Here is a 22658-nt window from a genome sequence, read left to right as displayed (position 1 = left end):
CTTCATCTCCTGTTGATTAGTGGCCGCCCATCAGTTTTTCCACCTCTTCCGGCTTGTCATGCACCCCGAAGCGGTCAACCAGCGTGCGGGTCGCCTGATTCATGCCGCGGATCTCTACCTGGGTGCCTTCCCGGCGGAATTTGATCACCACCCGATCCAATGCGCTGACGGAGGTGATGTCCCAGAAATGGGCGTGCGTCACGTCAATCACCACCCGCTCCACCGCTTCGCGGAAGTCAAAACAGCGGGTAAAACGATCGGCCGAGGCAAAGAAGAGCTGACCGGTCACGGTGTAGATACGGCAATCCGCTTTCCGCTCGCTGGAGACCGCCATAAAACGGGCCACCTTAGTGGCAAAGTTCAGTGACGCAATCAGCACGCCGGTCAGCACGCCAAACGCCAGATTATGGGTGGCGACCACCACCACCACGGTCGCCAGCATCACCACGCTGGTTGACAGCGGGTGGGTGCGCAGGTTGGCGATAGAGCGCCAGGAGAAGGTGCCGATCGAAACCATAATCATCACCGCCACCAGCGCCGCCATCGGGATCTGAGCGACCCACTGACGCAGGAAGATAATCAGGCAGAACAGCACCACACCGGCGGTCAGGGTCGAGAGACGCCCGCGCCCGCCCGATTTAACGTTAATCACCGACTGGCCAATCATGGCGCAGCCTGCCATGCCGCCAATCAGCGACGTGCAGATATTGGCGACACCCTGCGCCTTGCATTCACGGTTTTTGTCGCTCGGCGTGTCGGTCATGTCATCGACGATGGTGGCGGTCATCATCGACTCCAGCAGCCCGACCACGGCCAGACCCGCTGAGTAAGGCAGGATAATCAGCAGCGTGCTGAGATTAAGCGGGACATCAGGCAGCAGAAAGACCGGCAGGCTGTCGGGCAGCTGTCCCATATCGCCAACGGTGCGCACGTCCAGATGCAGCCAGATGGAGATCGCCGTCAGCACGATGATGCAGACCAGTGGCGAAGGGAGGGTTTTATTGACATAGGGGAAGAGATAGATGATGCCGAGACCGGCGGCGGTCAGGGCGTAAACGTGCCAGCTGACGTGGGTCAGCTCCGGCAGCTGCGCCATAAAAATCAGGATCGCCAGCGCGTTAACAAAGCCGGTGACCACCGAGCGCGAGACATAGCGCATCAGGCTGCCGAGTTTCAGATAGCCCGCCGCCAGCTGAAAAAGCCCGGTCAGTATCGAGGCGGCAAGCAGGTACTGCAAACCGTGATCCTTCACCAGCGTGACCATCAGCAGCGCCATCGCGCCGGTTGAGGAGGAGATCATCGCCGGGCGGCCACCAAAAAAGGCCAGCACAATCGGAATACAGAACGCGGAGTAGAGCCCGACCTGCGGGTCAACACCGGCGATGACAGAAAAGGCGATCGCTTCAGGAATAAGCGCGAGCGCGACCACAATACCGGCAAGGACGTCACCACGGACGTTACCGAGCCAGTCCTTACGTGTCGAGGACAGCAACATAGTCATTTCTCAAATTTTGAATGCAGTCAGCCCGTCAGGGCACAAAGATTTCAGGTACGAAAAAGCATATCCGCAGAAGGGATGTTTTCAGGCGCGCAGCTGAGGTGACTCAGTGCGGCAGAGAGGGGTGACGACTCAGGGTGGCGTAAGACGCATGATGATTTTACTTCTCCTTTACGGCAGCGGTGTGCCTTCAGGAACCGATATACCCGGCTGACACAGTGGTTCAGCGCGGGTGGCGAAGTCTGCATCGTCAGCAACCGGGGTGGCTTAGCGCAGAACAGCGTTTTACTATAAACGAAACCTGATGAAGATCAAATTTCACCACCGCGACGGTGGCCCGGTTGCGGCTGGCGACGGAGCGCAATCTGGCATAGGCTTTCAGCATATGGATATTAACCTCCTCGGCTTTATGCCTGCCCTTCTGCCGGTGGCACTCTCTCCCGGCGCAAGTTTTACCCTGGTGATGGGCAGCGCGCTGGCGGGCGGACGTAAAGGGCTTTTCAGCACCCTGGCCGGCACCGCGTTGGGCATCTACACCCATGCGATGCTGATCGGTTTCGGCATCACCGCCGTGCTGGTCTCATCGCCCGCGCTGTTTAGCCTGCTGAAAATAGCCGGAACAGTCTATCTTCTCTGGCTGGGCGGGATGCTGATGCGCAGCGGCTTCCACGCCAGCCGCGCCCGCATTGAACATTCCCCCCACGCGGTGACGGTTAAACAGGCCTGGCTGGCTAACGTCATCAATCCCAAAGCGATTATTTTTTATCTCACGGTGGTGTCTCAGTTTGCCGGGATCGGCGGCGGCGTCGCCAGCTATCTGACCCTGGCGACGGTCCACGTCATGGTGATGAGCCTCTGGCTGATCACCCTGAGTCAGGCGCTGGTCTTCTCCACCCAAAAAGCCGATCCGGTACGGCTGAAAAAGTATGTCAACATCAGCGGCGGCCTGCTGCTGATTGTTTTCTCCCTGCATAGCCTCCTTCACTCATGAGCAGAAGGCGGGATGGCGGCGCGGTCGGTGGAATCGCCAGCGGAATCGGTCAGCGTCGCCCTCACCTGTGGCAGGCTCTGCGGATAGTTCTGCTGAATAAACTCAATCATCTTTTCCCGCACGTAGCAGCGTAAATCAAAGGCGATAGGCGAGTTCTGGGCGGTCATCAGCATACGGATAGTCATGGTTTTCTCCGTGGTATCGGTCACCTGAAGCACCTGGGTTTCCTGATCCCAGAGTCGGGTTTCACTGAGGATCTTTTCAAAGTGCCTGCGCAGCGGTTCAACCGGCATGGAGTAATCGACATAGAGAAACACCGTGCCTAAAATCTGCGCGTTGTTGCGCGTCCAGTTCTGAAACGGATTTTCAGTGAAATAGGTGATGGGCAGCACCAGCCGACGCAGATCCCAGATGCGCACCACCACATAGGTCAGGTTGATCTCCTCTATCCAGCCCCACTCTTTCTCCACCACCACTGCGTCATCGATTTTTATCGGCTGGGTAAAGGCGATCTGAATACCGGCAAACAGGTTAACCAGCGATTTTTGCAGGGCGAAACCAATGATGATGCCCGCCACCCCGGCACCGGCCAGAATCGTGGTGCCGAATTTTCGCACGCCGGGGAAACTGAGCAGGATCAGCGAGAGGCAGAACAACACCAGGATGACAATCACCACCTTTTTGACATAGATAATCTGGGTGCGGATTTTACGCGCGCGCAGGTTATTCGAAATATTGATATCGTAGCGGATATAGAGCATATCCTGCGCCACGTTGGTCAGCCGGATAAGAACCGAACAGAACGATAAAATAATAAAGACATTCAGCGTATTGGTAATGAAATAGAGGGTGTCGGGGTGAATGTTGATGTAATTGACGCCAACATTAATCAGCATCAACGGGAAAAAGAAAAACATCGAGCCGCTCAGGTGCTTTTCCAGCGATTTAAACAGCTTACGGTCGCGATTCTGCCAGTAGCGGATGAACCTGAGCAGGATCAGTCGGGCGAGAAAACCCACAATAAACGAGAGAGAGACGAGTAATACAACAGGCACCCAGGATGGAAAGCCAGATAACTCACCAAATAACAGTGGCATTATTTCCCCTTATATCAAGCTGACAACACCAGGTGGTCAGCTAAGTTGCAGAATCCGTAACCGTTGTCGTTCCGGTTATCCGTGGCTGACAATTAACGCATTTCAGTATGAACCATAGCGGCGAAGTTAACAGGAAATGGTCATGACCGCGGCGTGACCACAGCAGCGGGCGCGACGCTGCCCGCCACCGCCGGGGCCGCTGCGCGGCCAGGGTTAAGCCGCTGTCTGTGCGCCCGCATGCATTAGAAAATCTGATATGCCGCTCTCATTTTTATCACGCACTCACCCGCGCCCTTCCGCCTTTTGTTAAAAATAATCGCTGCCGGATTCACCTTGCAGGAATGTTTGTCTGGACGAGACGCGCCGGTCTGCTAGTTTTTAAACTGTTCCTCTGGCTAAGCGAAAAACTAAAAAATGATTAATACCATTAAACTTTCTGCCGATTTCCGTCGCAGCTTCCTGCGTGAAGTACTGGTGCCGCTGGTGGCCATTTTAGCCCTGACCTATATCGGTGCGGGCACCGGGCTGTTTGTCGGTACCTCTCTGACCAACAGCGAGGCCCGTCAGCAGCAGCAGCAGATGATTGAGGCCTCGTTTTCGCAGAGTCTCAGCGAGCATCTGCGCCAGCTGAACAGCCTGTCGCGCTGGGGCCCGCTTGAGCAGCATCTGATCAGCAGCAACAGCGTCGGGTGGATGGATGAGAATGTGGGTCAGTGGCTCTACGAGATGTTCGGGCATCAGCTGATCCTGGTGCTGAACCCGCAGAACCAGCTGGTCAGAGTCTGGCGTGAGGGTCAGCCGCTCGCCGCCCCCGAACGCGACCCGCTGGTGGATGAAGTGCTGCAAAACCCGCTGGTGAGCGCTCCGGCCCGCCAGGATAACGCCGATTATGCCCGGCTGATGGGCCGTGCAGCGGCGCTGGCGGTCGGAAATATCCAGCGGGAAAGCCGTGACCTGCCCGGTTTCCGGCTGGTCAGCCTGAAGTTCCTCGACGACGGTTATCTGGCGAGCTTAGCGGAGCGCAACCAGCTTCAGGGACTGCATTTCTCCGACGGCAGTTCGCAGCCGGGCACCGACGCGCGCTATCTGCTGATTGCCCAGGCGGGCGAAGCGGTGGGTTATCTCAACTGGGTCCCGGCCCGGCCCGGTGCACAGATGCTGCGCACCATTGGCCCCTCGACCGGCCTGTCGGTGCTGGCGATCTCATTGCTCTGTCTCTACATGGTGCGGCGACTCTGGACCTCCTCAATGAGCCTGTCGCAGTCGATGCTGCGGCTCGGTGCCTCTGAAGCGCAGGCGCAGCATCTGGCGTTTCATGATGTGCTGACCGGCCTGCCCAATCGCGCGCTGGTGGAGGACCGCTTAACCCAGGCGCTGGCGCTGGCGACACGGCACCAGCAGCGGGTCGCCCTGCTGCTGATCGATCTCGACCGGTTTAAAACCATCAATGACACCCACGGCCATCACGCCGGTGACGAGCTGATCATTGCGGTAGCGCAGCGGCTGAGCCGCATCGTGCGCGCCAGCGATACCGTGGGACGTCTGGGGGGCGATGAATTTATCGTGGTGATGCCGGAGGTCGATAACATCGGCCAGGTGCAGAGCCTGGCACAGCGCATTGTCGAACAGCTGAGCCAGCCCTTTACGCTCTCTGGCAGCGAGGTCTGGAGCGGGGCCAGTATCGGGCTGGCGCTGGCACCAAAGGATGGCGTCGACCGGCAGGAGCTGATGCGTAAAGCGGATATTGCGCTATATGAAGCCAAGAATGGCGGGCGCGGCCGCTATCGTCAGTTTGAGCGGGCGATGGATGAGTCGGTGCGCACCCGGCAGATCGTCGCCGCCGATCTGCGCGCGGCGCTGCAAAACGGCGAGGGGCTGGAGGTGTGGTATCAGCCGCTGATGGATATTGGCGGCCAGCAGATGATGGGCATCGAAGCGCTGCTGCGCTGGCACCATCCAACACGCGGCCCGATCGCCCCCGGCGAGTTTATCCCGATTGCCGAAGAGACCGGCCTGATCATTCCGCTGGGAGAGTGGGTGCTGGCGGAAGCCTGCGCGACCCAGCAGCGCTTTCCTGAACTGCTGGTGGCGGTCAACGTCTCGCCGGTGCAGTTCCGCGCCAGCGGTTTTGTTGAGCGAACTCTGGCGCTGGTGCGCCAGCACGGCGGCGATCCCACCCGCCTTGAACTGGAGATCACCGAAGGGGTGTTAATTGATGATGAACGTGAAGCCCGCGCGATAATTGTGGCGCTGCGCGAAGCGGGCTTCCGCATTGCGCTGGATGACTTCGGCACCGGCTACTCCAGCCTGAACTATCTCAGCACTTTTCCGGTGGATAAAATTAAAATTGATCGCTCGTTTACCCAGTCGCTGGGGGTGGCGGAAAATTCGGTGGCGATTATTGAATCGGTGGTGAAACTCGGCCACGCCATGGGCCTGATGGTCACGGCTGAAGGGGTGGAAACCGCCGGGCAGATGTCGGCGCTGGCGAATGCGGGCTGCAATCAGTTGCAGGGCTATCTGTTCAGTCAGGCGGTGCCGGCCGATCAGCTTGCGGCGCTGATGAAGCCCGCGCTGGCAGAGCGCGGACGGCAGGGGTAATCGCCCCGCCGTTCCGCACCCGCCGGGGCGCGGCTATACGCCCAGGCTATCCAGCAGCGCGGCGGAGCTGGCGACCGCGCCAAAGATGCCGCCCTGCATATGGATCATGCTCAGCGCCGCCTCATGATGACGCCGCTCAGTGGCGGCGCAGCAGTCTGACAGCACCAGACACTCAAAGCCGCGATCGTTGGCTTCGCGCAGGGTGGTGTGGACGCAGACATCGGTGGTAATGCCGCTGAGGATCAGATTGCGGATGCCACGGCTGCGCAGGATCAGCTCCAGGTCGGTGGCGTAGAACGATCCTTTGCCCGGCTTATCAATCACCACCTCATCCGGCAGCGGGGCCAGCTCGGGGATAATCTCCCAGCCCGGTTCGCCGCGCACCAGAATCCGGCCACATGGCCCGACATCGCCGATCCCGGCATTCATCCGGCGTGAGCGCCAGCGCTTGTTGGCGGGCAGATCGCTGAGATCGGGACGGTGCCCTTCACGGGTATGAATAATCGGGAACTGCCGGGCGCGCATCGCCGCCAGCACCTGCTGTAGCGGAGCGATGGGCGCGCGGGTCAGACTGACGTCATAGCCCATGCTGTCGACATAACCGCCGACCCCGCAGAAGTCAGTCTGCATATCGATCACGACCAGCGCGGTGTCGGCCGGGGTAAACCCGCCATCAAATGGCCAGGCGTAGGGGGTGGAGTTGACACTGTAGTCAGGCATTGGTTTTCTCCATCACCGGGCGTGGCAGGCGCATCCGGCTGATCAGGCTGTAACTGAGCGCGGCGGTGACCAGGCCGATCACCGCTTCACCGAACTGAGGGAAAGCGACGTGGGCGATGACCGCACAGAGGCTGCCAATCGCCCAGGCGGCAAACGCGGTGCCGCGAAAGCGCTCGGCCGGACGCTGTTCGCTGCTGCGCGCCATAAAAATCAAATCGACAATCATCACCGCGCCAAACGGCGGCACCACAATGCCCAGCAGACTGAGCCACTCCAGGAAGTAAGACCAGACGCCCGCCAGCGCCAGCACGCCGCCGACCGCCCCAAGGATCAGCGTCCAGAGCCGCATTTTACTGCTGAACAGATGGCTGAAGCCCACCGCGCCGTTGTAGAGACAGTGCGTGCAGACCGAGCCCAGATTGATAAACACAAACAGGCAGGCCACCACCGACAGGAAGGCACTGTGTCCCATCAGCATCGGCAGGAAGTTGCCGCCGTTGGTCAGCGGATCAACCGCCGCGCCCACCGCCACAATCACCACCCCGAACAGATAGGAGATGACGTTGGCGACCGGGAAGGCGGAGAACGCGGCGATCACCGCCGAGCGGCCATTTTTCGACCAGCGGGTAAAGTCGGCGGTCATGGTGCCGGAGTCGGCAAAACCGGCCACTACCATAGTGACAGCGGTGCCCATGCTCATCGCCCCGGCGGCGCTGGCGCTGCCCTTCCACTGCGTCACCACCGAGAAGTCATGCTGTTTGCCGATCAGCCACAGCGCCACCAACCCCAGCACCACAAACAGCGGCGCGGCGATCATCCCCAGCACCGACAGCGCGCGCACGCCCAGAAACGTGATACCGGTGTAGAGGATCATGGCAAAGGCGGTCACCGCCAGCGCATTCCAGCCAAAGGTCTGATTGATCACCGTGCCGGTCAGCCCGGTCTGAAAGGCGTACCAGCCGATCACCACCGTCGAGAGAAAACCTGACACCAGGATGTAGCCTTTACTACCAAAGGTGCGTCTGGCTTGCAGGGCGAAATTCATCCCGCTGTTACCGGCGTACCAGCTCAGTGCGCCGACGTAGGCGAACAGCACCAGATTCCCGAGCAGGATGGCAATCAGCGCCGGCCAGAAACCCAGATGCCAGGTGATAATCCCGCCAAACAGCGCGTTGGTCAGGATCATCGGAAAACCAAACCAGACCGCCGAGACGGAGCGGGTGGAGTGACGGTGCGACAGCGGCACCGGCTGATGTTCAAACTCCTGCTCCAGCGCAGGTGAAGACGATGTTTTCATTGGGCGATTCCGGGTTGAAGGTGATTCCACGGCTGAATGTGCTCGAAAGCCGCACTGGCAGCCAGCACTAAGCCATCATCAAGATGACGACCGACAATTTGCAGACCGACCGGCAGGCCAGCGGCGGTAAAACCGGCGGGCAGTGAGGCGGCGGGCTGACCGGTGAAGTTGAACGGGAAGCAGAACGAGAGCCAGTGATCGCTGCGCACCATGCGGCCATCAATCACCTCCGGCCCCTGCATCCCCAGCGGAAACGGCGGCACCGCCAGCGTCGGGGTGATCAGCAGATCAAAGCGCTGCATAAAGCGCCACAGGCTGTTGCTGACCGCTTTACGGGTGGCGATGGCATCGGTGAAGTTCTCCGCCCGCCAGTCGCGTTGCAGCATGGCGAGCAGGTGCGGTGACATCTCATCGCCCTGCTCCGCCATCATCTGACGCATACCACTGAGATCGCTCTCCATCGCCACCAGCGCGCCAAAGGCTGCCGCGGGATCGCTGAAGCCGGGATCGGCCAGCTCCAGCTCCGCGCCCAGCTCTGCGGCAAAGCGCTGGGCGGCGGCTGTGACCAGCGCACGGACCTCCGGGTCGACCGCCACATAGCCAAAATCGGCGCTAAAGGCGATGCGCAGTTTCTCCAGCGGCTGCTGGGGTGCGGTCAGCCAGTCGACATCGCTACAGGGGATAGAGTGGCGGTCGCGCATATCCGGTCCCGCCATCAGCGACATCATCAGGGCGGCGTCTCGCACGCTGCGCGTCATCGGCCCGATATGCTCCAGCGACTCCCAGCTCGACACGCCGGGATAGCGTTCATCGCGACAGCCCGGCCAGAGCGGCACCCGTCCCATCGACGCCTTGAAGCCGAAAATGCCGCAGTGCGCCGCCGGAATGCGCACCGAGCCGCCGCCGTCGCTGCCGAGCGCAATCGGGCAGAGCCGTGCCGCCACCGCCGCACCGGACCCGGCACTGGAACCGCCGGGCGTCATCGTCAGATCCCAGGGGTTGCGCGGCGACGGAAACAGCGGATTGTGCCCGACGCCGCTGTAGCCAAACTCCGGCGCGGTGGTTTTGCCAAGCAGGATGGCGTCAGCCGCCAGCAGCCGTTCCACCGTGATGTCGTCATCTTCCGGCACAAAATCCCGGTACGCCGCCGACCCGGAGGTGGTTCTGACGCCGGCGGTGCAGATAAGATCTTTCACCGCCAGCGGCACGCCCGCCAGTGCGCCCAGGGTTTCTCCGCGTGCCCGTCTGGCATCCACCGCTCTCGCCTGCTTTAAGGCGACCTCCGGCGTGGGCGTACAAAACGCCTGGATTGCCGGTTCCCGTTCTTCCATCCGCGCCAGCGCCGCCTGGGTAAGTTCAGTGGCTGAAACATCACCCTGGCGGATCAGTGCAGCCATCGTGGTGGCATCTTCATCTAATAAGGAGTCAAACATGGTCTACCTCGGCAAAAAATCACAGTGTTGCCGGTGCAGGAAGCGTGCCAGAAAACGGCCTGAACGCCGGGCTGCTGCGGGGATGCCAGATGGAATACGGGCTGGGATACAAGATCGAATTCTTATGATGCCGGGGCGTGGCGCTGTTTATTTTTTCAGCACGATGATGGCGCAGGGCTGCGCGATAAGGGGGCGCGACCGCTGTGGGTTTTTGCGGCAGGAGTAACTGAATGGGGCGACCCGCTTTCATGGCCGCCGCGATCTGTGACGCCCGGACTGGCTGAGAAAATGTCCAGTGCACTCGGGTTGCCGAAAAAAAGGCCCGTTAAACGGGCCGTTACTGTTTTTACCGGCTTGTGAATGACACTGGCTGCCTTATGCACAGACCGTTACTCTGGAAAATCGGTCTCCACAGAAGTCTGTTTCCACGCTTCAATCTCCGCCAGCCGCTCTTTGAGCTTGCTGGTCACGGCCTCATGGCCCCAGGCCCCCATCACCAGATGGCGTGGCGGGTTGTCATGTTCGGTTATGGCGATCATCGCCTGTGCCGCCCGTGCCGGATCGCCCTTCTGGGTACCGCTGTATTCGGCGGTGGCTTTCATCCGCGCCGCCGCGGTATCGGCATATTCCGGCAGGGTGCTCGGCGTCTGATGCAGTGAACGTCCGGCCCAGTCGGTGCGGAACGGGCCTGGCTCGACGCAGGTGACGTGGATGCCCAGCGGCCCCGCTTCCTGCGCCAGCGCATCGGACCAGCCTTCCACCGCGTGTTTACTGGCGGAGTAGTAGCCGGAGCTGGCAAAGCCGATAAAGCCCGCCACCGAGGTGATGTTGATTACGTGGCCGCTGCGCGCCTGCCGCATCGTCGGCAGCACGGCGCGGGTCAGGGCAAACAGGCCAAAGACGTTGGCGTCGAACTGGGCGCGGATCGCCTGCTCCTCACCCTCCTCCACGGAACTCTGATAGCCATAACCGGCGTTATTTACCAGCACATCAATCGTGCCGAACGTCTCCAGTGCCGCTTTGACGGCCTGATCGATGCTCGCCTGATCGGTAACATCCAGCGTCAGCGCCAGCGCGTTGTCATGTCCCGCCACCAGATCGGCCACTTTCGCGGTATCACGCGCGGTGACCACCACCTTAAATCCGCGCGCGATGGTCTGCTGCGCCAGTTCGCGACCGAAGCCGGTGGAACATCCTGAGATAAACCAGACAGGGCTTGATTGAACAGCCATAGTAAGACTCCTGTTGAGGGTGCGAAAACCGGGGTGAACCCGGATGCGAAGGCATCCGGGATAAGGCTAGTGAGGCGTTACCGCCCGGCTTAGCCCTTAATGCTTTTTGCTGAACAGCTGGCTGGCGGTGTCCGTGATGATCTGCGCCGCACCGCGATCGCCCTTCACCATCGACGCCATAAAGGCTTTCGCCTGCTTAAAGGTGATGTGCGGTGGCAGCGGAGCCACTTCCGGGTCGGTTTTCACCTCCAGCAGTACCGGGCGGTCAGCGCTGAGCGCACGCTGCCAGGCGGTAGCCAGATCGTCAGGATTGTCGACAAAGATGCCCGTCATCCCCAGCGACTGCGCAAACTCGGCATACTTCACATCCGGCAGCTGCTGCGAGGCGTCAAAGCGCGGATTGCCCTCCATCACCCGCTGCTCCCAGGTGACCTGATTCAGATCCTGGTTGTTGAAGACGCAGACGATCAGGCGCGGATCGGCCCACTGCTGCCAGTATTTCTGGATGGTGATCAGCTCCGCCATATTATTCATCTGCATCGCCCCATCACCTACCAGCGCCACCACCGGTTTTTCCGGGTGGGCAAATTTCGCCGCAATCGCATAAGGTACCGCCGCGCCCATGCAGGCCAGGCCGCCGGAGAGCGAGGCGCGCTGCCCCTGTTTTACCCGGTAATCGCGGGCAAACCAGTTGGCGCAGGAGCCGGAGTCAGAGGTGACGATGGCGTTGTCCGGCAGCTGCGGTGACATCTCCCACACCACCCGCTGCGGATTGACCGGATTGGCCGGAGCCATGGCGCGCTCCTCCATCAGCGTCCACCAGTCGCGTACCTGAACCGCGATATCCTCCTGCCAGCTGCGATCCTCTTTGTGCTCCAGCAGCGGCAGCAGCGCGCGCAGGGTTTCCGCCGCGTCACCGTGCAGGTTCACTTCGCTGGGATAGCGCAGGCCGAGCATGGCCGGATCGATGTCTATCTGCACCGCCCGCGCCTTGCCCTCTTCCGGCAGGAACTCGGTCCAGGGGAAGCCGCTGCCGATCATCAGCAGCGTGTCGCAGTTCTGCATTAAATCGGAAGAGGGTTTGGTGCCGAGCAGGCCAATCGAGCCGGTGACAAAAGGCGCGTCGTCCGGCAGCACATCTTTGCCCAGCAGCGCTTTGGCCACGCCCGCCCCCAGCACATTGGCGACCTGCACCACCTCGACGGCGGCGTCACGCGCCCCCGCACCAATCAGAATCGCCACTTTTTTACCGGCGTTCAGCACTTCGGCGGCGCGTTGCAGATCCGCTTCGTAAGGAATGACTTTAGGACGCTGATAGCCGCTGCCGGAATGGGTAAAGCCGTGCAGATGCTGCGGCGGCTGCCACTCTTCATCCTGAATATCTTTTGGAATGATGATCACCGCCACGCCGTTTTGCGCTTTGGCGATGCGCACGCCACGGTCCAGCAGATGGCGCACCTGGGTGGTGGTCGAGGCCTCCTGAACGAAGTTGGCGACGTCCGAGAAGATGCGATCCAGATTCATCTCCTGCTGATAGCTGGCACCGCGCGCCGTCGCTTCCGCCTGTCCGGCAATCGCCAGCACCGGGGCATGATCCATTTTGGCGTCATAGAGACCGGTCAGCAGATGGGTCGCGCCCGGCCCGCCGGTGGAGAGGCAGACGCCCAGCTCACCGGTAAATTTCGCGTGTCCGGCCGCCATAAAGGCCGCCATCTCTTCGTGACGCACCTGAATAAATTCGATGCCGTCGCCTTTGGCGTTCGCCCGCTGGATCGCCCCTAATACGCCGTTAATCCCGTCTCCCGGATAGCCATAAATGCGTGTGACGCCCCACTCTTTCAGGCGCTGGACAAAAAAATCACTGGTTTTCATGCTCATCGTCGCGTTTCCCCTCGTAAGTCCATGCAGACTTAAAGCGTAGTCGACGCTGAGCAATCGCCGTTAACTGTTCGCCATTGCCGGGTATCGCTGACGCAAATCACTGAATATTTGCCTCATATCCGCCGTTTCGCCTTTCTCCGCCACCGCCCGGAATACCTGGGTTTTCAGGAAGTGACGCCAGCTCACCGGCGCACTGGCCAGAAAATCGGTGAGTAACTGATACCGCTGAGGCGTCCAGCGCGCTTCGAAGCGACTGCGTGCTTCGCCGTGCTCAAAATGATCCGAAAACTGCTGCGGCATATCGGCGCGCAGCTGCGCGGTGGCCGGGTGATCCACGCGGTTATCGGTGATCACCACGCCATACTGCGCCCTGGCCGCCGCGACGCTGAGATAGCCGCAGCGCACATCCTGCATCACCGCCTCGGTATCGCGCTGCGACGGCAGGCCATAACCGCCCGCGCCTGGTCCCTGCACTTCCACCACATCACCCGGCTGGCAGCTAATCACATCGGTGTTGCCGTGGTTAATCACCTGACCATCACGGCGGGTGCGGAAGTATGAGAGCGCCCCGCTCCGCCCGCCCACCACGCCCGCCGAGGCGAACACCGAACGGTTGCGGTTACGCGCGGTGATGGTGGTGTTGGGTGAGAAGATCTCAAACGCCATTTCGGTCGCCAGGCCGCCACGATACTGACCGGCTCCGGCGCTGTCCTGCGCCAGCCCGTAACGATGAAAGCGAATCGGCACTTCCGCTTCGTTGATCTCAATCGGGGTGTTTTTCAGGAAGGCGGAGAGGCCACCGGAGCCGTCGGGTCCGTCATGGCGCGGCGTGCCGCCCGCGCCGCCGCCCACCGGCCCCAGCGAGGCGACCACGCTGCGGTTGTGGGTCTGGGTGCGGATATTCATGATCGAGTTGCCGCCTGGTGAGTTGGCGGGCAGACGGTCCGGCATCGCCAGCGAGAAAACGCCGACGGTGGCAATCTGTGACAGCGCGCAGGTCAGCGAGCGCATCCCTACCGCCGCCGGAGCTTCACAGTTCATTACCGTGCCCGGCGGCAGGATCGCCCGGGTAGGCCGCAGCGTACCGGCGTTAAGCAGCAGCGAGCGATCGAGGGTGGAGAGCACATAGGTCACGCCCACCAGCGCCAGCGGATGCCGCTCGCGCCCGCCGGTCGGCATGTTCAGCGACGAGGCCAGCTGCGGGTCGCTGCCGGTGTAATCCAGCTCCAGTTGATCGCCCGCAACCCGCAGAGTAATAGCGATACGGCAGGGATAGCCGCCCTCGCCATCTTCATCGGCGTAGTCGGCATAAAAATATTCACCGTCGGGAATGGTACGGATAATGGTGCGCGCCTGCGCTTCGGCGTAATCGAGAATACCTTCAATGCCCTGCAAAAAATCGTCGATGCCAAAGCGGGCGATAATGTCATGGATTTTGCGCTCGCCGACGTTCACCGACGCCAGCTGGGCTTTGAAATCCCCCCAGTTCTGATCCGGCACCCGCACGTTGAGCCGCATAATGCTGGCCACCTCTTCATTGAGCTGGCCCTGGCGCATAATCTTCAGCGGCGGAATGCGGATCCCCTCCTGCACAATATCGGTCAGCGAGCGTGACAGCGAGGCGGGCACCGCGCCGCCGACGTCGGTGTTGTGGATATGCCCCACCACAAAACAGACAATCTCGCCCTGATGAAACACCGGCTTCCAGATATGAATATCGGGTGAATGGGTCGCCACGTTGCCGGCGTAGGCGTCATTGGTGATACAGATATCCCCTTCGGCGTACTCCTCAATCAGCGCCAGCACCGGCGCATAGTCGATGCCGCTATACCAGGGCGCGCCAAAGCTGCGCGGCGAGGCGAACGCCAGCCCGCTGCGGCTGACAATCTGGCAGGAGAAATCCTCGGTCTCTTTCACAAAGGTGGAGTGCGCGGTGCGCATCAGGGTAAAAGCCATCGCATCGGCGGCGGCCGCGCAGTAGTTCGCCAGGATCTGTAGGTTACGTCCATCAATCGCCATGTTACGCCTCGCTCATCGTGATCAGCAGATTACCAAAGGGATCAACCTTCAACGCCATGCCGGGCGGCACGCAGGTGGTGCAATCATCCTGGGCGACAATCACCGGACCCGTCAGCTGATGCCCGGCGCACAGCACTGAACGCAGCACCACATCCACCTGATGCCATGCGCCATCGATCCACGCCCTGACCTGCTTCAGCACCGGCACCGGGCCGCTGGCCGCTGGCAGCCGGTTAAGCGCCGGTTTGGGCGTCGGTGAGGCGATCACCAGCCGCAGGTTGATCAGCTGCACCGGCGCGTCCGCGTCACTGTGACCAAACAGCTGCTGATGCTGGCGATCAAAGGCGTGATGCAGCGCGGCGACGTCAGCCTGCGCCAGCCAGCTCGCCTCCAGTGGCACCTCGATCTCAAACGACTGACCGCGATAGCGCATCTCCGCACTGAAGTGCAGGCTGTAGGGCATGTCGCTGCCATGCTCCTGTGCCAGCCAGCCGCTGGCGCGCTGCTGTAACGCCTCCGCTTCGCTGGCTAAGGTGTCCGCCAGCGCCGGGGTCAGGTCGCTGTAGAGGGTGCGGATAAAGTCGTTGCGGATGTCCGCCACCAGCCCGCCCAGCGCCGAGAGCACCCCCGGCGTCGGCGGCACGATCACCCCTTTCATGTTCAGTTCGCGGGCGAGGAAACAGCCCATCATCGGTCCGGCTCCGCCAAAGGCCAGAAACCAGAACTCGCGCGGATCGAGACCAAAGCGCGACAGCAGGCCGCTGGTGTCGCTATACATGCTGGAGATCGCCAACTGGATGGCGGTTTCCGCCGTCTCCTCAACCGTGATGCCGAGCGCCCCGGCCAGCGGCTGCCAGGCGGCGCAGGCGGCGGCCACGTCAACGTTCACCGCGTTATAACCGAGTGCGCCGTGGCCCATCATGCCGCAGGCGGCAAAGGCATCGGTGGCGGTGGGCTGGGTGCCGCCGCGCTGAAAGCAGACCGGTCCGGGCAGCGATCCGGCGCTGTCCGGTCCCATCTGCAATACGCCCTGACCATCAATCCACGCCAGCGAGCCGCCGCCCTGACCCACCGACGTCACCGCCACAGAGGGAATGAAGATCGGAAAATCGCCGATGATTTCGCCGTTGCCCTGCGCCACCTGCCCGTCGATGATCACCGCCACGTCGGCGCTGGTGCCGCCAATATCCAGGCTGAGAATTTTGTCAAAGCCACAGGCGCTGGCGAGATAGCTGGCCCCGATCACCCCGGAGGCGGTGCCGGAGAGCACCATCTGCACGCATTCACGTTTCGCCTGATCGACCCCCATCACCCCGCCGTTGGATTTGGTAATGCGCGGCGGCGGCTTCACGCCGAGCCGTTGCAGCGCCTGCTCAAAGGATTCCAGGTAGTGGATCACCATCGGCTGCACATAGGCGTTAATGGTGGCGGTGATGGTGCGCTCATATTCGCGGATAATCGGCCAGATGTCGGCGGAGCAGGAGGTGAGCAGCTCGGGAGCCACTTCGTCGATAATCGCTTTTACCGCCGCTTCATTGTGCCGGTTGCGGTAGCTGTGCAGCAGCGACACCACAATGCCCTGACAGCCAGCGGCGCGCGCCTGCTCAATCGCGTCGAGCACGCTCTGGCGATCGGGCGCGTGCAGCACGTTGCCCTGCGCGTCGCTGCGTTCGCGGATGGCAAACACCCGATCGCGGCTAATCAGCGGCGCGGGACGGCGGGAGAAGAGATCGTGGATATGGGGGATTTTCAGCCGGGCCAGCTCCAGCACATCGCAGAAGCCTTCGGTGGCGAACAGCGCCAGCCGCACGCCGCGTCGCTGGATCACCGCGTTGATACCTACCGTGGTGCCGTGGGTGAAGTAGCCAATCTCAGCCGGATCGATGCCCTGCTGCTGAAACTGCGTCAGCCCGGTGACCATCTCGCTGCCGGGCTGGTCGGGCCGTGACAGCACTTTCAGGGTGTGGATCTGGTTGGTTTGCTGATCGAGTACGGCGAAATCGGTGAAGGATCCGCCAATATCCACGCCAACGCGGTATCGCATATCGGGTTAACTCCGGTGTCAGGAGGGAGGAAATTCCATCAGCGTCTGCGGCTGTTGCACAACACGCCAGCCGAGCCGCTGGTAGACCGGGTGGGCATCCTGGGTGGAGAGCATCCAGCGATGCACCGTTTGCAGTTCCGGGTGGGCACGAACGCAGGTCGCCAGCCAGCTACCCAGGCCGTGTCCGCGCCAGTTTTCGTCAATGATCACGTCACACAGCCAGCCAAAGCGGGTGTAGTCGGTGATCAGGCGGGCAAAGCCAATCTGCGCCTGCTGGTGATAGAGGCCAAACGGCAGGGAACCGGCAATCGCCCGCAGGGTTTTATCGCGCGACTGCCCCTGCGCCCAGTAAGACTTCTCAGCCAGCTGGGTGTGGATCCACTCCGTATCCAGCCGCTGGCGTTCAGTTGAGACGGTGAATGCATCGCGCTGCCACTGCTGGTCGGCAATCTGTAATGAGTCCATGACAACTCCTTGTATCGGTTGAAAACAGTGTAAAAGGGTTGACCCGGCGGTTGCGGCTGAAGCGCAGCACTGAACCGGTTGTAGCGCCTGAATTTCGCGTCGGAAAGAAATTTTATGCTGAGGGGCTGGCGGCGCGTCAGAGGAAGAGGTGAAGCATGGCGGTTAACAGCGGGTGAAAGAGAGATAACCGCCCTTCCCCGGTCGGGGAAGGCAGAGAGGGGCGACGCGAAGTCGCCCGTTATACGCCGAACTCCACCGAATTGTGCTTGCCGATCAGCGAGCGCAACGGCACGCTGCTTTTCATAATCGGGGATTTGATGACGATGTAGCTGAAGTACTTATCGATGCCGAGCTGGGCGTCGAGCATCTTCTCAATCACTTCCTGGTAATGTTCAATGCTGCGGGTAATAAAGCGCAGCAAATAGTCGTAGCCGCCGGTGATCAGATGGCACTCCATCAGCTCATCGACATCGCGCATCGCGCTTTCAAACTTCATAAAATCTTCGCGGCGATGGCCCGACAGCGTGACTTCGGTAAACACCGTCACCGAGTCGGTGATGCGGGTGAGATTGATGTGGGCTTCATAACCGGTGATAAAGCCCGCCTGCTCCAGACGTTTAACCCGTTGCAGACAGGGACTGGGGGAGAGGCCAACGGCGTCGGCGAGGTTAACGTTGCTGATACGGCCATCTTTCTGGAGTTGCACCAGGATGTTGATGTCGATGCGGTCGAGTTTCATTAAGCCGTTCATAGCACCCCTCATTGTCAGCGCCTGGCCCATCAGGCGTCATGGTTGCTGGCAGAGTGAACAGGGAGAGCGCGGCACACCCGGAACGTACACCAAGCTACGTGAGGGTTGGACGCACTGCCCGGGTTCAGACTGGCAAATCAGAGAGTCTGATGGGATGGGCTGTTAATCAAATGTTCAGAACCTCCCGAAGATATAACATGCTTTACGGTAAACGCGCCAGCGCTTCGCAGTGGTTATACCAGCGGGAGATTTTAAAATTACCCTAACAAAATCAATGAGGAACGCAAATTTAACCCAACCGGCCGGTGGCGCGGGCCAGCGCAATATCGAAGATATGCAGCGCCTCTTCCAGCTGGGAGTCGGTGGTGACCAGCGGGGCCAGGAAACGGATGGTATTGCGATGCAGCCCGCATTTGATCAGCAGCAGCCCCTCCTGACAGGCGCAGTCGAGGATCTTCTGGGTCAGCGCGGCATCGGGACGACCGGTTTCAAAATCGAGGATTTCCACCGCCTGCATAAAGCCCACGCCGCGCACGTCACCAATGCAGGCATATTTATCCGCCAGCTGGCGCAGGCGCGCATTGAGCTGTTCGCCGAGCTGACAGGATCGCTGCAACAGGTTCTCCTGCTCAAACAGATCCAGCACCGCCAGCGCCGCCGCACAGCCCAGCGCGTTGCCGCCGTAGGTGCCGCCTAATCCGCCAGGGGTCGGCGCATCCATAATCGCCGCCCGCCCCACCACGCCGGAAATCGGCAGGCCACCACCAAGGCTTTTCGCCAGGGTGATTAAATCGGGTTTGATCCCCAGCTGCTGGAAGGCGAACATGGTGCCGGTGCGGCCAAAGCCGGACTGCACTTCATCGCAGATCAGCAGAATGCCATGCTGCGTGGTGATGCGCCGCAGCGCCTGCATAAAGGCCGGACCCGCGGGCAGGAAGCCGCCGTCGCCCTGCACCGGCTCAATGATGATCGCCGCCACCCGCTCCGGCAGGATCTGCACCGCGAACAGCTGTTCCAGCGCCTTCAGGCAGTCCGCTTCGGTGATGCCGTGCAGCGGGTTCGGGAACGGCAGACGGTAGATCTCGCCAGGGAAAGGACCAAAGTTCTGTTTGTAAGGCGCGGACATGCCGGTCAGCGTCACCCCCAGCAGGGTGCGGCCATGAAACGCGCCATCAAAAGCGATAATTCCCGGACGCTGGGTGTGTGAGCGGGCAATTTTCACCGCGTTTTCCACCGCTTCCGCGCCGCTGGTGAAGAAGACGCTTTTGTACGCCTCATCGCCGCCCACCAGCCGGTTCAGCCGCCGCGCCAGCTCGATGTAGCCCGGATAGGCCACTACCTGGAAACAGGCGTGCGACACCAGACCGAGCTGTTGGGTGACGGCGTTGACCACCGCCGGGTGGTTGTGGCCGACATTCAGCACACCGATGCCGCCAACAAAGTCGAGATAGCGATTACCCTCCACGTCCCACACTTCACTGCCTCTGGCGCGTTCGATCACCAACGGATGGGCGGTGACCACGCCACGCGGCACGTTCTGCTCGCGTGCATCCAGTAACAGGCTGTTATCGGAGACTGCTTGCTGCTCTGCCATGACATTCTGCATTTTAAACCCTCATCCACGTAACGTTCGGTTGGCTCAAGTATCGCAACCTGCTGGTTTCTCACGCTGCCGTAATTCCGCAGGCAGCGGCATTTCCTGTCAAAATCCCGCTGCATTCAGCAGGGAAATTTCTCTGCCAGCGCCTGGCGAACCAGGGTGACAAACACGTTAACGCCATGCGGGATCAGCGCATCGTTGAAGTCGTAGGCGGCGTGGTGCAGCGGCTTAGCGGGCGCAGAGCCGAGCCACAGATAGGCACCGGGGCGCGCCTGTAACATAAAAGCAAAATCTTCCGAGGTGAGCGCGGGCTGCGGCGCGGCCGTCGCCGGGATACCCGCCTCGCTCAGCGCCCGCAGGCAAAACGCCGCTTCGGCGGGATGATTGAGGGTCGCCGGGTAGTAGCGCTGATAGCTGACCTCAGCGTGCAGGCCGTGGGCGGCGGTAACATGCTCCGCCATCTGGCGCAGCCGCGCTTCAATGGTTTCCTGCGCCGCCGGGCTGAAGGTGCGTACCGTACCGGTGATGCTCGCCTCCGCCGGGATCATGTTGTGCGAGAAGCCGCCCTGCATCCGGGTGACGCTGAGCAGCGCCGTTTCGCACGGATCGAGCGCGCGTGACACCAGGGTATTGAGCTGCACTACCAGCTCGCTGGTCGCCAGCAGCGTGTCGCGCGTCAGATGCGGCTGCGCCGCGTGTCCGCCCCCGCCCAGCACCCGTATATCGAAGCGGTCAGCTGCCGCCATGATTGCGCCGGGCCGGGTCTGCACCTGGCCGAGCGGCAGTTCCGGCCAGTTATGAATGGCGTAGACCGCCTCACAGGGAAAGCGGCTGAACAGGCCATCGTCGATCATCGCCTTCGCCCCCGCCAGCCCCTCTTCGGCAGGCTGGAAGATAAAACAGACGCTGCCGTCGAAGCTGACCTCGCGCACCAGTTTTTCCGCCGCGCCCAGCAGCATCACGGTGTGACCGTCGTGGCCGCAGGCGTGGCTCACCCCTGCCAGCTGGCTCTGCCACGCGGTGCCGCTCTGATCCTGCATCGGCAGCGCATCCATGTCGGCGCGCAGGCCGATCCTGCGTTGGCTGCTGCCCTTTTTCAGTATCCCGACCACGCCGGTTTTGCCGATACCGCGATGCACCTCCAGCCCCAGCTGTTGCAGGTAATTCGCCACTATGTCGCTGGTGCGCTGCTCCTGAAAGCCCAGCTCCGGGTGCGCGTGCAGATCGCGGCGCAGTGCCACTAAGTGTTCCATCTTAATATCCTCGCGAACGGTCAATCTCACCGTGCAGCGCGTCTCCGCGCTGATAGCGGCGCAGGTTCTCCAGCAGGGCGGCAATGGCGCTCTCATTGTGGGTCTGACTGGCGATGTGCGGCGTCAGCCAGATAGCGGGATGGTGCCAGAAGGGATGTTCCGGCGGTAACGGCTCAGGGTCGGTGACATCAATCACGGCGGCGCGCAGCTGGCCACTCTCCAGCGCCTGGAGCAGATCGTCAGCGTTAAGCTGCGGGCCGCGCCCGGCCTGCACCAGAGCCGCGCCCGGCGGTAGCTGGCTGAACAGGCTGCGGTTCAGTAATCCGTGGGTGGCGTCGGTCAGCGGCAGCAGGCAGACCAGGATGTCGCAGTGCGCCAGGAAGTCAGCCTGTTGATCGGCCCCGTGCCAGCAGCGCACGCCGGTTAACTGGCGCGGGGTACGGCTCCAGCCGGCGCAGTCAAAGCCGAGCGCCACCAGCTGCTGTAGCGCCGCCTGACCGAGTTCCCCCAGCCCCATTACCCCCACCCGACGCTGCGCGGCCGGTCTGGCCGCATGGGCCAGCCACTGCTGCTGGCGCTGCTGATGAAAATAGCACGGCATATCACGATGCAGCCCCAGCACCGCGAAGGTGACATATTCGACCATGCCCTGGGTCAGCCCCGGTTCAATCATCCTGATCACCGGCAGGTCGGGCGGCAGCGCGCTGAAGTCAAACTGATCGGCTCCGGCTCCCACCGAGAACAGCAGTTTCAGACGGGGAAAAAGCGCCGGAATGTCAGCGGGTGGCTGCCAGGCGACCAGCGCCTCCACCTGCGCGGGATCGCCGGTCTCCGGCCAGATGTGCAGCTGAATGTCAGGCGCATGTTCTGCCAGCCAGCGCTGCCAGATCCGGCCACGCTCCGGCTCCGATTTATAGACGATATGCATCAGGCCATCGCCTGGGTCATCAGCCCAAACGCCTGCATCCCCTGCGGCGTCCAGGGCGTGCCGCGCACCATGGTGGTCGGCGCATCGACCTGATCGATGCCCAGGCTATGCAGCCAGGCGGACATCGGCAGGCTGGCGTCGGTGTCGATGCGCAGGAACTCGCCGTGCAGTGACTGCATCAGGCTGGCGACCAGCGCCTGCGCCTGCGGGAAGTCGGCCGCGATCACTGGCCCTATCGCCCAGCCGTGACCAAAGCGACGCAGGCTGGCGAAGCCCTGAATCTGCTGCGCCGCATCCTGTAACAGCAGCGTCTGACAGTCGCGCAGCAGATGGTCAAACAGCGTCGGGCGGTGCATGCCGTGTGCCTGCTGATCGAGCGCGACCAGCGTGGCGTGATCCGCCGGTGTCACCGGGCGCAGCTGGAGTCCCGCCGGGATCACGACATCGGGCAGCGTGGTGACGGCACGGGTCTGGTGCTGACGAATCTCACCGCAGCTGACAAACCCCAGCTTTTCATACAGGCCCTTACCCATTTCGGTGGCGTGCAGCCGCACGTTATAGTCGGGCAGCTTTTCCAGCTGTGCCAGCATCAGCTGCTTGCCCAGGCCGCGCCCCTGCTGCTGGTTATCGACGATCACCAGCCCCACGGTGGCGGCGCTCTCGCCCCAGCGCCAGAGCACGGCGCTGCCGATCAGCCTGCCCTGCTCTTCAATCACCGTGCCTTCGCCCAGTTGCAGCGCCAGCGTCCAGTCTTCGCGCCGGTGCGGCCACTTCAGCGCCTGGGTCATGGCGTAGCAGCTGTCGAGATCGTCCGGGGTCATTGCGCGTATTGTCAGGCTCATTGCGGC

General features: G+C 61.6%; 17 protein-coding genes. 2 read left to right on the top strand and 15 right to left on the bottom strand.

Going from position 1 to position 22658, the window contains the following annotated elements; translation table 11 throughout:
- Positions 1–16 precede the first annotated feature (16 nt).
- Positions 17–1495, bottom strand: coding sequence for a SulP family inorganic anion transporter (locus ACCW71_RS05300; RefSeq protein WP_436370171.1), 1479 nt, complete (start codon positions 1493–1495; stop codon positions 17–19).
- Positions 1496–1883: 388 nt separating this feature from the next.
- Here ACCW71_RS05300 and ACCW71_RS05295 point away from each other — a divergent pair, with 388 nt between their 5' ends.
- Complete coding sequence (locus ACCW71_RS05295) at positions 1884–2489, top strand: LysE family translocator (RefSeq protein WP_436370170.1); 606 nt, start codon at positions 1884–1886, stop codon at positions 2487–2489.
- Here ACCW71_RS05295 and ACCW71_RS05290 read toward each other — a convergent pair.
- A complete protein-coding gene (locus ACCW71_RS05290) occupies positions 2480–3586 on the bottom strand; it encodes a mechanosensitive ion channel family protein (RefSeq protein WP_436370034.1) in 1107 nt (368 codons plus the stop codon). The two genes, ACCW71_RS05295 and ACCW71_RS05290, sit on opposite strands and share 10 nt — an antisense overlap.
- A gap of 414 nt (positions 3587–4000) precedes the next feature.
- Here ACCW71_RS05290 and ACCW71_RS05285 point away from each other — a divergent pair, with 414 nt between their 5' ends.
- A complete protein-coding gene (locus ACCW71_RS05285; RefSeq protein WP_436370033.1) occupies positions 4001–6187 on the top strand; it encodes a putative bifunctional diguanylate cyclase/phosphodiesterase in 2187 nt (728 codons plus the stop codon).
- A gap of 33 nt (positions 6188–6220) precedes the next feature.
- Here ACCW71_RS05285 and biuH read toward each other — a convergent pair whose 3' ends face one another.
- The 13 genes from biuH to ACCW71_RS05220 form a co-directional block, all read right to left on the bottom strand.
- Positions 6221–6907, bottom strand: coding sequence for a biuret amidohydrolase (gene biuH / locus ACCW71_RS05280; RefSeq protein WP_436370032.1), 687 nt, complete (start codon positions 6905–6907; stop codon positions 6221–6223).
- A complete protein-coding gene (locus ACCW71_RS05275; RefSeq protein WP_436370031.1) occupies positions 6900–8204 on the bottom strand; it encodes a purine-cytosine permease family protein in 1305 nt (434 codons plus the stop codon). The genes biuH and ACCW71_RS05275 overlap by 8 nt, the downstream gene beginning before the upstream one ends.
- On the bottom strand, positions 8201–9637 hold the full coding sequence (locus ACCW71_RS05270; RefSeq protein WP_436370030.1) for an amidase: 1437 nt from the start codon (positions 9635–9637) through the stop codon (positions 8201–8203). Before ACCW71_RS05270 ends, ACCW71_RS05275 begins: the two co-directional genes overlap by 4 nt.
- 389 nt (positions 9638–10026) lie before the next feature.
- Positions 10027–10869, bottom strand: a complete 843-nt coding sequence (locus ACCW71_RS05265; RefSeq protein WP_436370029.1) for an oxidoreductase — start codon at positions 10867–10869, stop codon at positions 10027–10029.
- Between the two features lie 96 nt (positions 10870–10965).
- Positions 10966–12747, bottom strand: a complete 1782-nt coding sequence (locus tag ACCW71_RS05260; RefSeq protein ID WP_436370028.1) for a thiamine pyrophosphate-requiring protein — start codon at positions 12745–12747, stop codon at positions 10966–10968.
- A 63-nt stretch (positions 12748–12810) separates the two neighbouring features.
- Positions 12811–14769 carry a hydantoinase B/oxoprolinase family protein gene (locus ACCW71_RS05255; protein WP_436370027.1) on the bottom strand — a complete coding sequence of 653 codons (1959 nt, stop codon included), beginning with the start codon at positions 14767–14769 and terminating at the stop codon, positions 12811–12813.
- Between the two features lies 1 nt (position 14770).
- Positions 14771–16813 carry a hydantoinase/oxoprolinase family protein gene (locus tag ACCW71_RS05250; protein ID WP_436370026.1) on the bottom strand — a complete coding sequence of 681 codons (2043 nt, stop codon included), beginning with the start codon at positions 16811–16813 and terminating at the stop codon, positions 14771–14773.
- 18 nt (positions 16814–16831) lie between these two features.
- Positions 16832–17278, bottom strand: a complete 447-nt coding sequence (locus ACCW71_RS05245) for a GNAT family N-acetyltransferase (protein ID WP_436370025.1) — start codon at positions 17276–17278, stop codon at positions 16832–16834.
- 238 nt (positions 17279–17516) lie between these two features.
- Positions 17517–18029 carry an Lrp/AsnC family transcriptional regulator gene (locus ACCW71_RS05240; RefSeq protein WP_436370024.1) on the bottom strand — a complete coding sequence of 171 codons (513 nt, stop codon included), beginning with the start codon at positions 18027–18029 and terminating at the stop codon, positions 17517–17519.
- Between the two features lie 289 nt (positions 18030–18318).
- Positions 18319–19635, bottom strand: a complete 1317-nt coding sequence (gene gabT, locus ACCW71_RS05235; RefSeq protein ID WP_436370023.1) for a 4-aminobutyrate--2-oxoglutarate transaminase — start codon at positions 19633–19635, stop codon at positions 18319–18321.
- Positions 19636–19748: 113 nt separating this feature from the next.
- Positions 19749–20882 (bottom strand): M20 aminoacylase family protein, encoded by a 1134-nt coding sequence (locus ACCW71_RS05230; RefSeq protein WP_436370022.1) that lies wholly within the window; start codon positions 20880–20882, stop codon positions 19749–19751.
- A gap of 1 nt (position 20883) precedes the next feature.
- Positions 20884–21810, bottom strand: coding sequence for a 2-hydroxyacid dehydrogenase (locus ACCW71_RS05225; RefSeq protein ID WP_436370021.1), 927 nt, complete (start codon positions 21808–21810; stop codon positions 20884–20886).
- Entirely contained in the window at positions 21810–22652 is an 843-nt protein-coding gene (locus tag ACCW71_RS05220; RefSeq protein ID WP_436370020.1) for a GNAT family N-acetyltransferase, read from the bottom strand. The genes ACCW71_RS05225 and ACCW71_RS05220 overlap by 1 nt, the downstream gene beginning before the upstream one ends.
- Positions 22653–22658 lie beyond the last annotated feature (6 nt).

Source organism: Pantoea sp. C2G6, assembly GCF_051336815.1.
Classification (GTDB): domain Bacteria; phylum Pseudomonadota; class Gammaproteobacteria; order Enterobacterales; family Enterobacteriaceae; genus Pantoea.
Note: the sequence above shows the minus strand (reverse complement) of the source record. Positions and strands in the feature narration are given on the sequence as shown.

Coding starts and splice junctions, on each gene's coding strand:
- ACCW71_RS05295 (WP_436370170.1), top strand. CDS start 1,884: ATGGATATTAACCTCCTCGGCTTTATGCCTGCCCTTCTGCCGGTGGCA.
- biuH (WP_436370032.1), bottom strand. CDS start 6,907: ATGCCTGACTACAGTGTCAACTCCACCCCCTACGCCTGGCCATTTGAT.
- ACCW71_RS05255 (WP_436370027.1), bottom strand. CDS start 14,769: ATGGCGATTGATGGACGTAACCTACAGATCCTGGCGAACTACTGCGCG.
- ACCW71_RS05270 (WP_436370030.1), bottom strand. CDS start 9,637: ATGTTTGACTCCTTATTAGATGAAGATGCCACCACGATGGCTGCACTG.
- gabT (WP_436370023.1), bottom strand. CDS start 19,635: ATGCAGAATGTCATGGCAGAGCAGCAAGCAGTCTCCGATAACAGCCTG.
- ACCW71_RS05275 (WP_436370031.1), bottom strand. CDS start 8,204: ATGAAAACATCGTCTTCACCTGCGCTGGAGCAGGAGTTTGAACATCAG.
- ACCW71_RS05260 (WP_436370028.1), bottom strand. CDS start 12,747: ATGAGCATGAAAACCAGTGATTTTTTTGTCCAGCGCCTGAAAGAGTGG.
- ACCW71_RS05300 (WP_436370171.1), bottom strand. CDS start 1,495: ATGTTGCTGTCCTCGACACGTAAGGACTGGCTCGGTAACGTCCGTGGT.
- ACCW71_RS05225 (WP_436370021.1), bottom strand. CDS start 21,810: ATGCATATCGTCTATAAATCGGAGCCGGAGCGTGGCCGGATCTGGCAG.
- ACCW71_RS05230 (WP_436370022.1), bottom strand. CDS start 20,882: ATGGAACACTTAGTGGCACTGCGCCGCGATCTGCACGCGCACCCGGAG.
- ACCW71_RS05250 (WP_436370026.1), bottom strand. CDS start 16,813: ATGCGATACCGCGTTGGCGTGGATATTGGCGGATCCTTCACCGATTTC.
- ACCW71_RS05285 (WP_436370033.1), top strand. CDS start 4,001: ATGATTAATACCATTAAACTTTCTGCCGATTTCCGTCGCAGCTTCCTG.
- ACCW71_RS05290 (WP_436370034.1), bottom strand. CDS start 3,586: ATGCCACTGTTATTTGGTGAGTTATCTGGCTTTCCATCCTGGGTGCCT.
- ACCW71_RS05265 (WP_436370029.1), bottom strand. CDS start 10,869: ATGGCTGTTCAATCAAGCCCTGTCTGGTTTATCTCAGGATGTTCCACC.
- ACCW71_RS05240 (WP_436370024.1), bottom strand. CDS start 18,029: ATGAACGGCTTAATGAAACTCGACCGCATCGACATCAACATCCTGGTG.
- ACCW71_RS05245 (WP_436370025.1), bottom strand. CDS start 17,278: ATGGACTCATTACAGATTGCCGACCAGCAGTGGCAGCGCGATGCATTC.
- ACCW71_RS05220 (WP_436370020.1), bottom strand. CDS start 22,652: ATGAGCCTGACAATACGCGCAATGACCCCGGACGATCTCGACAGCTGC.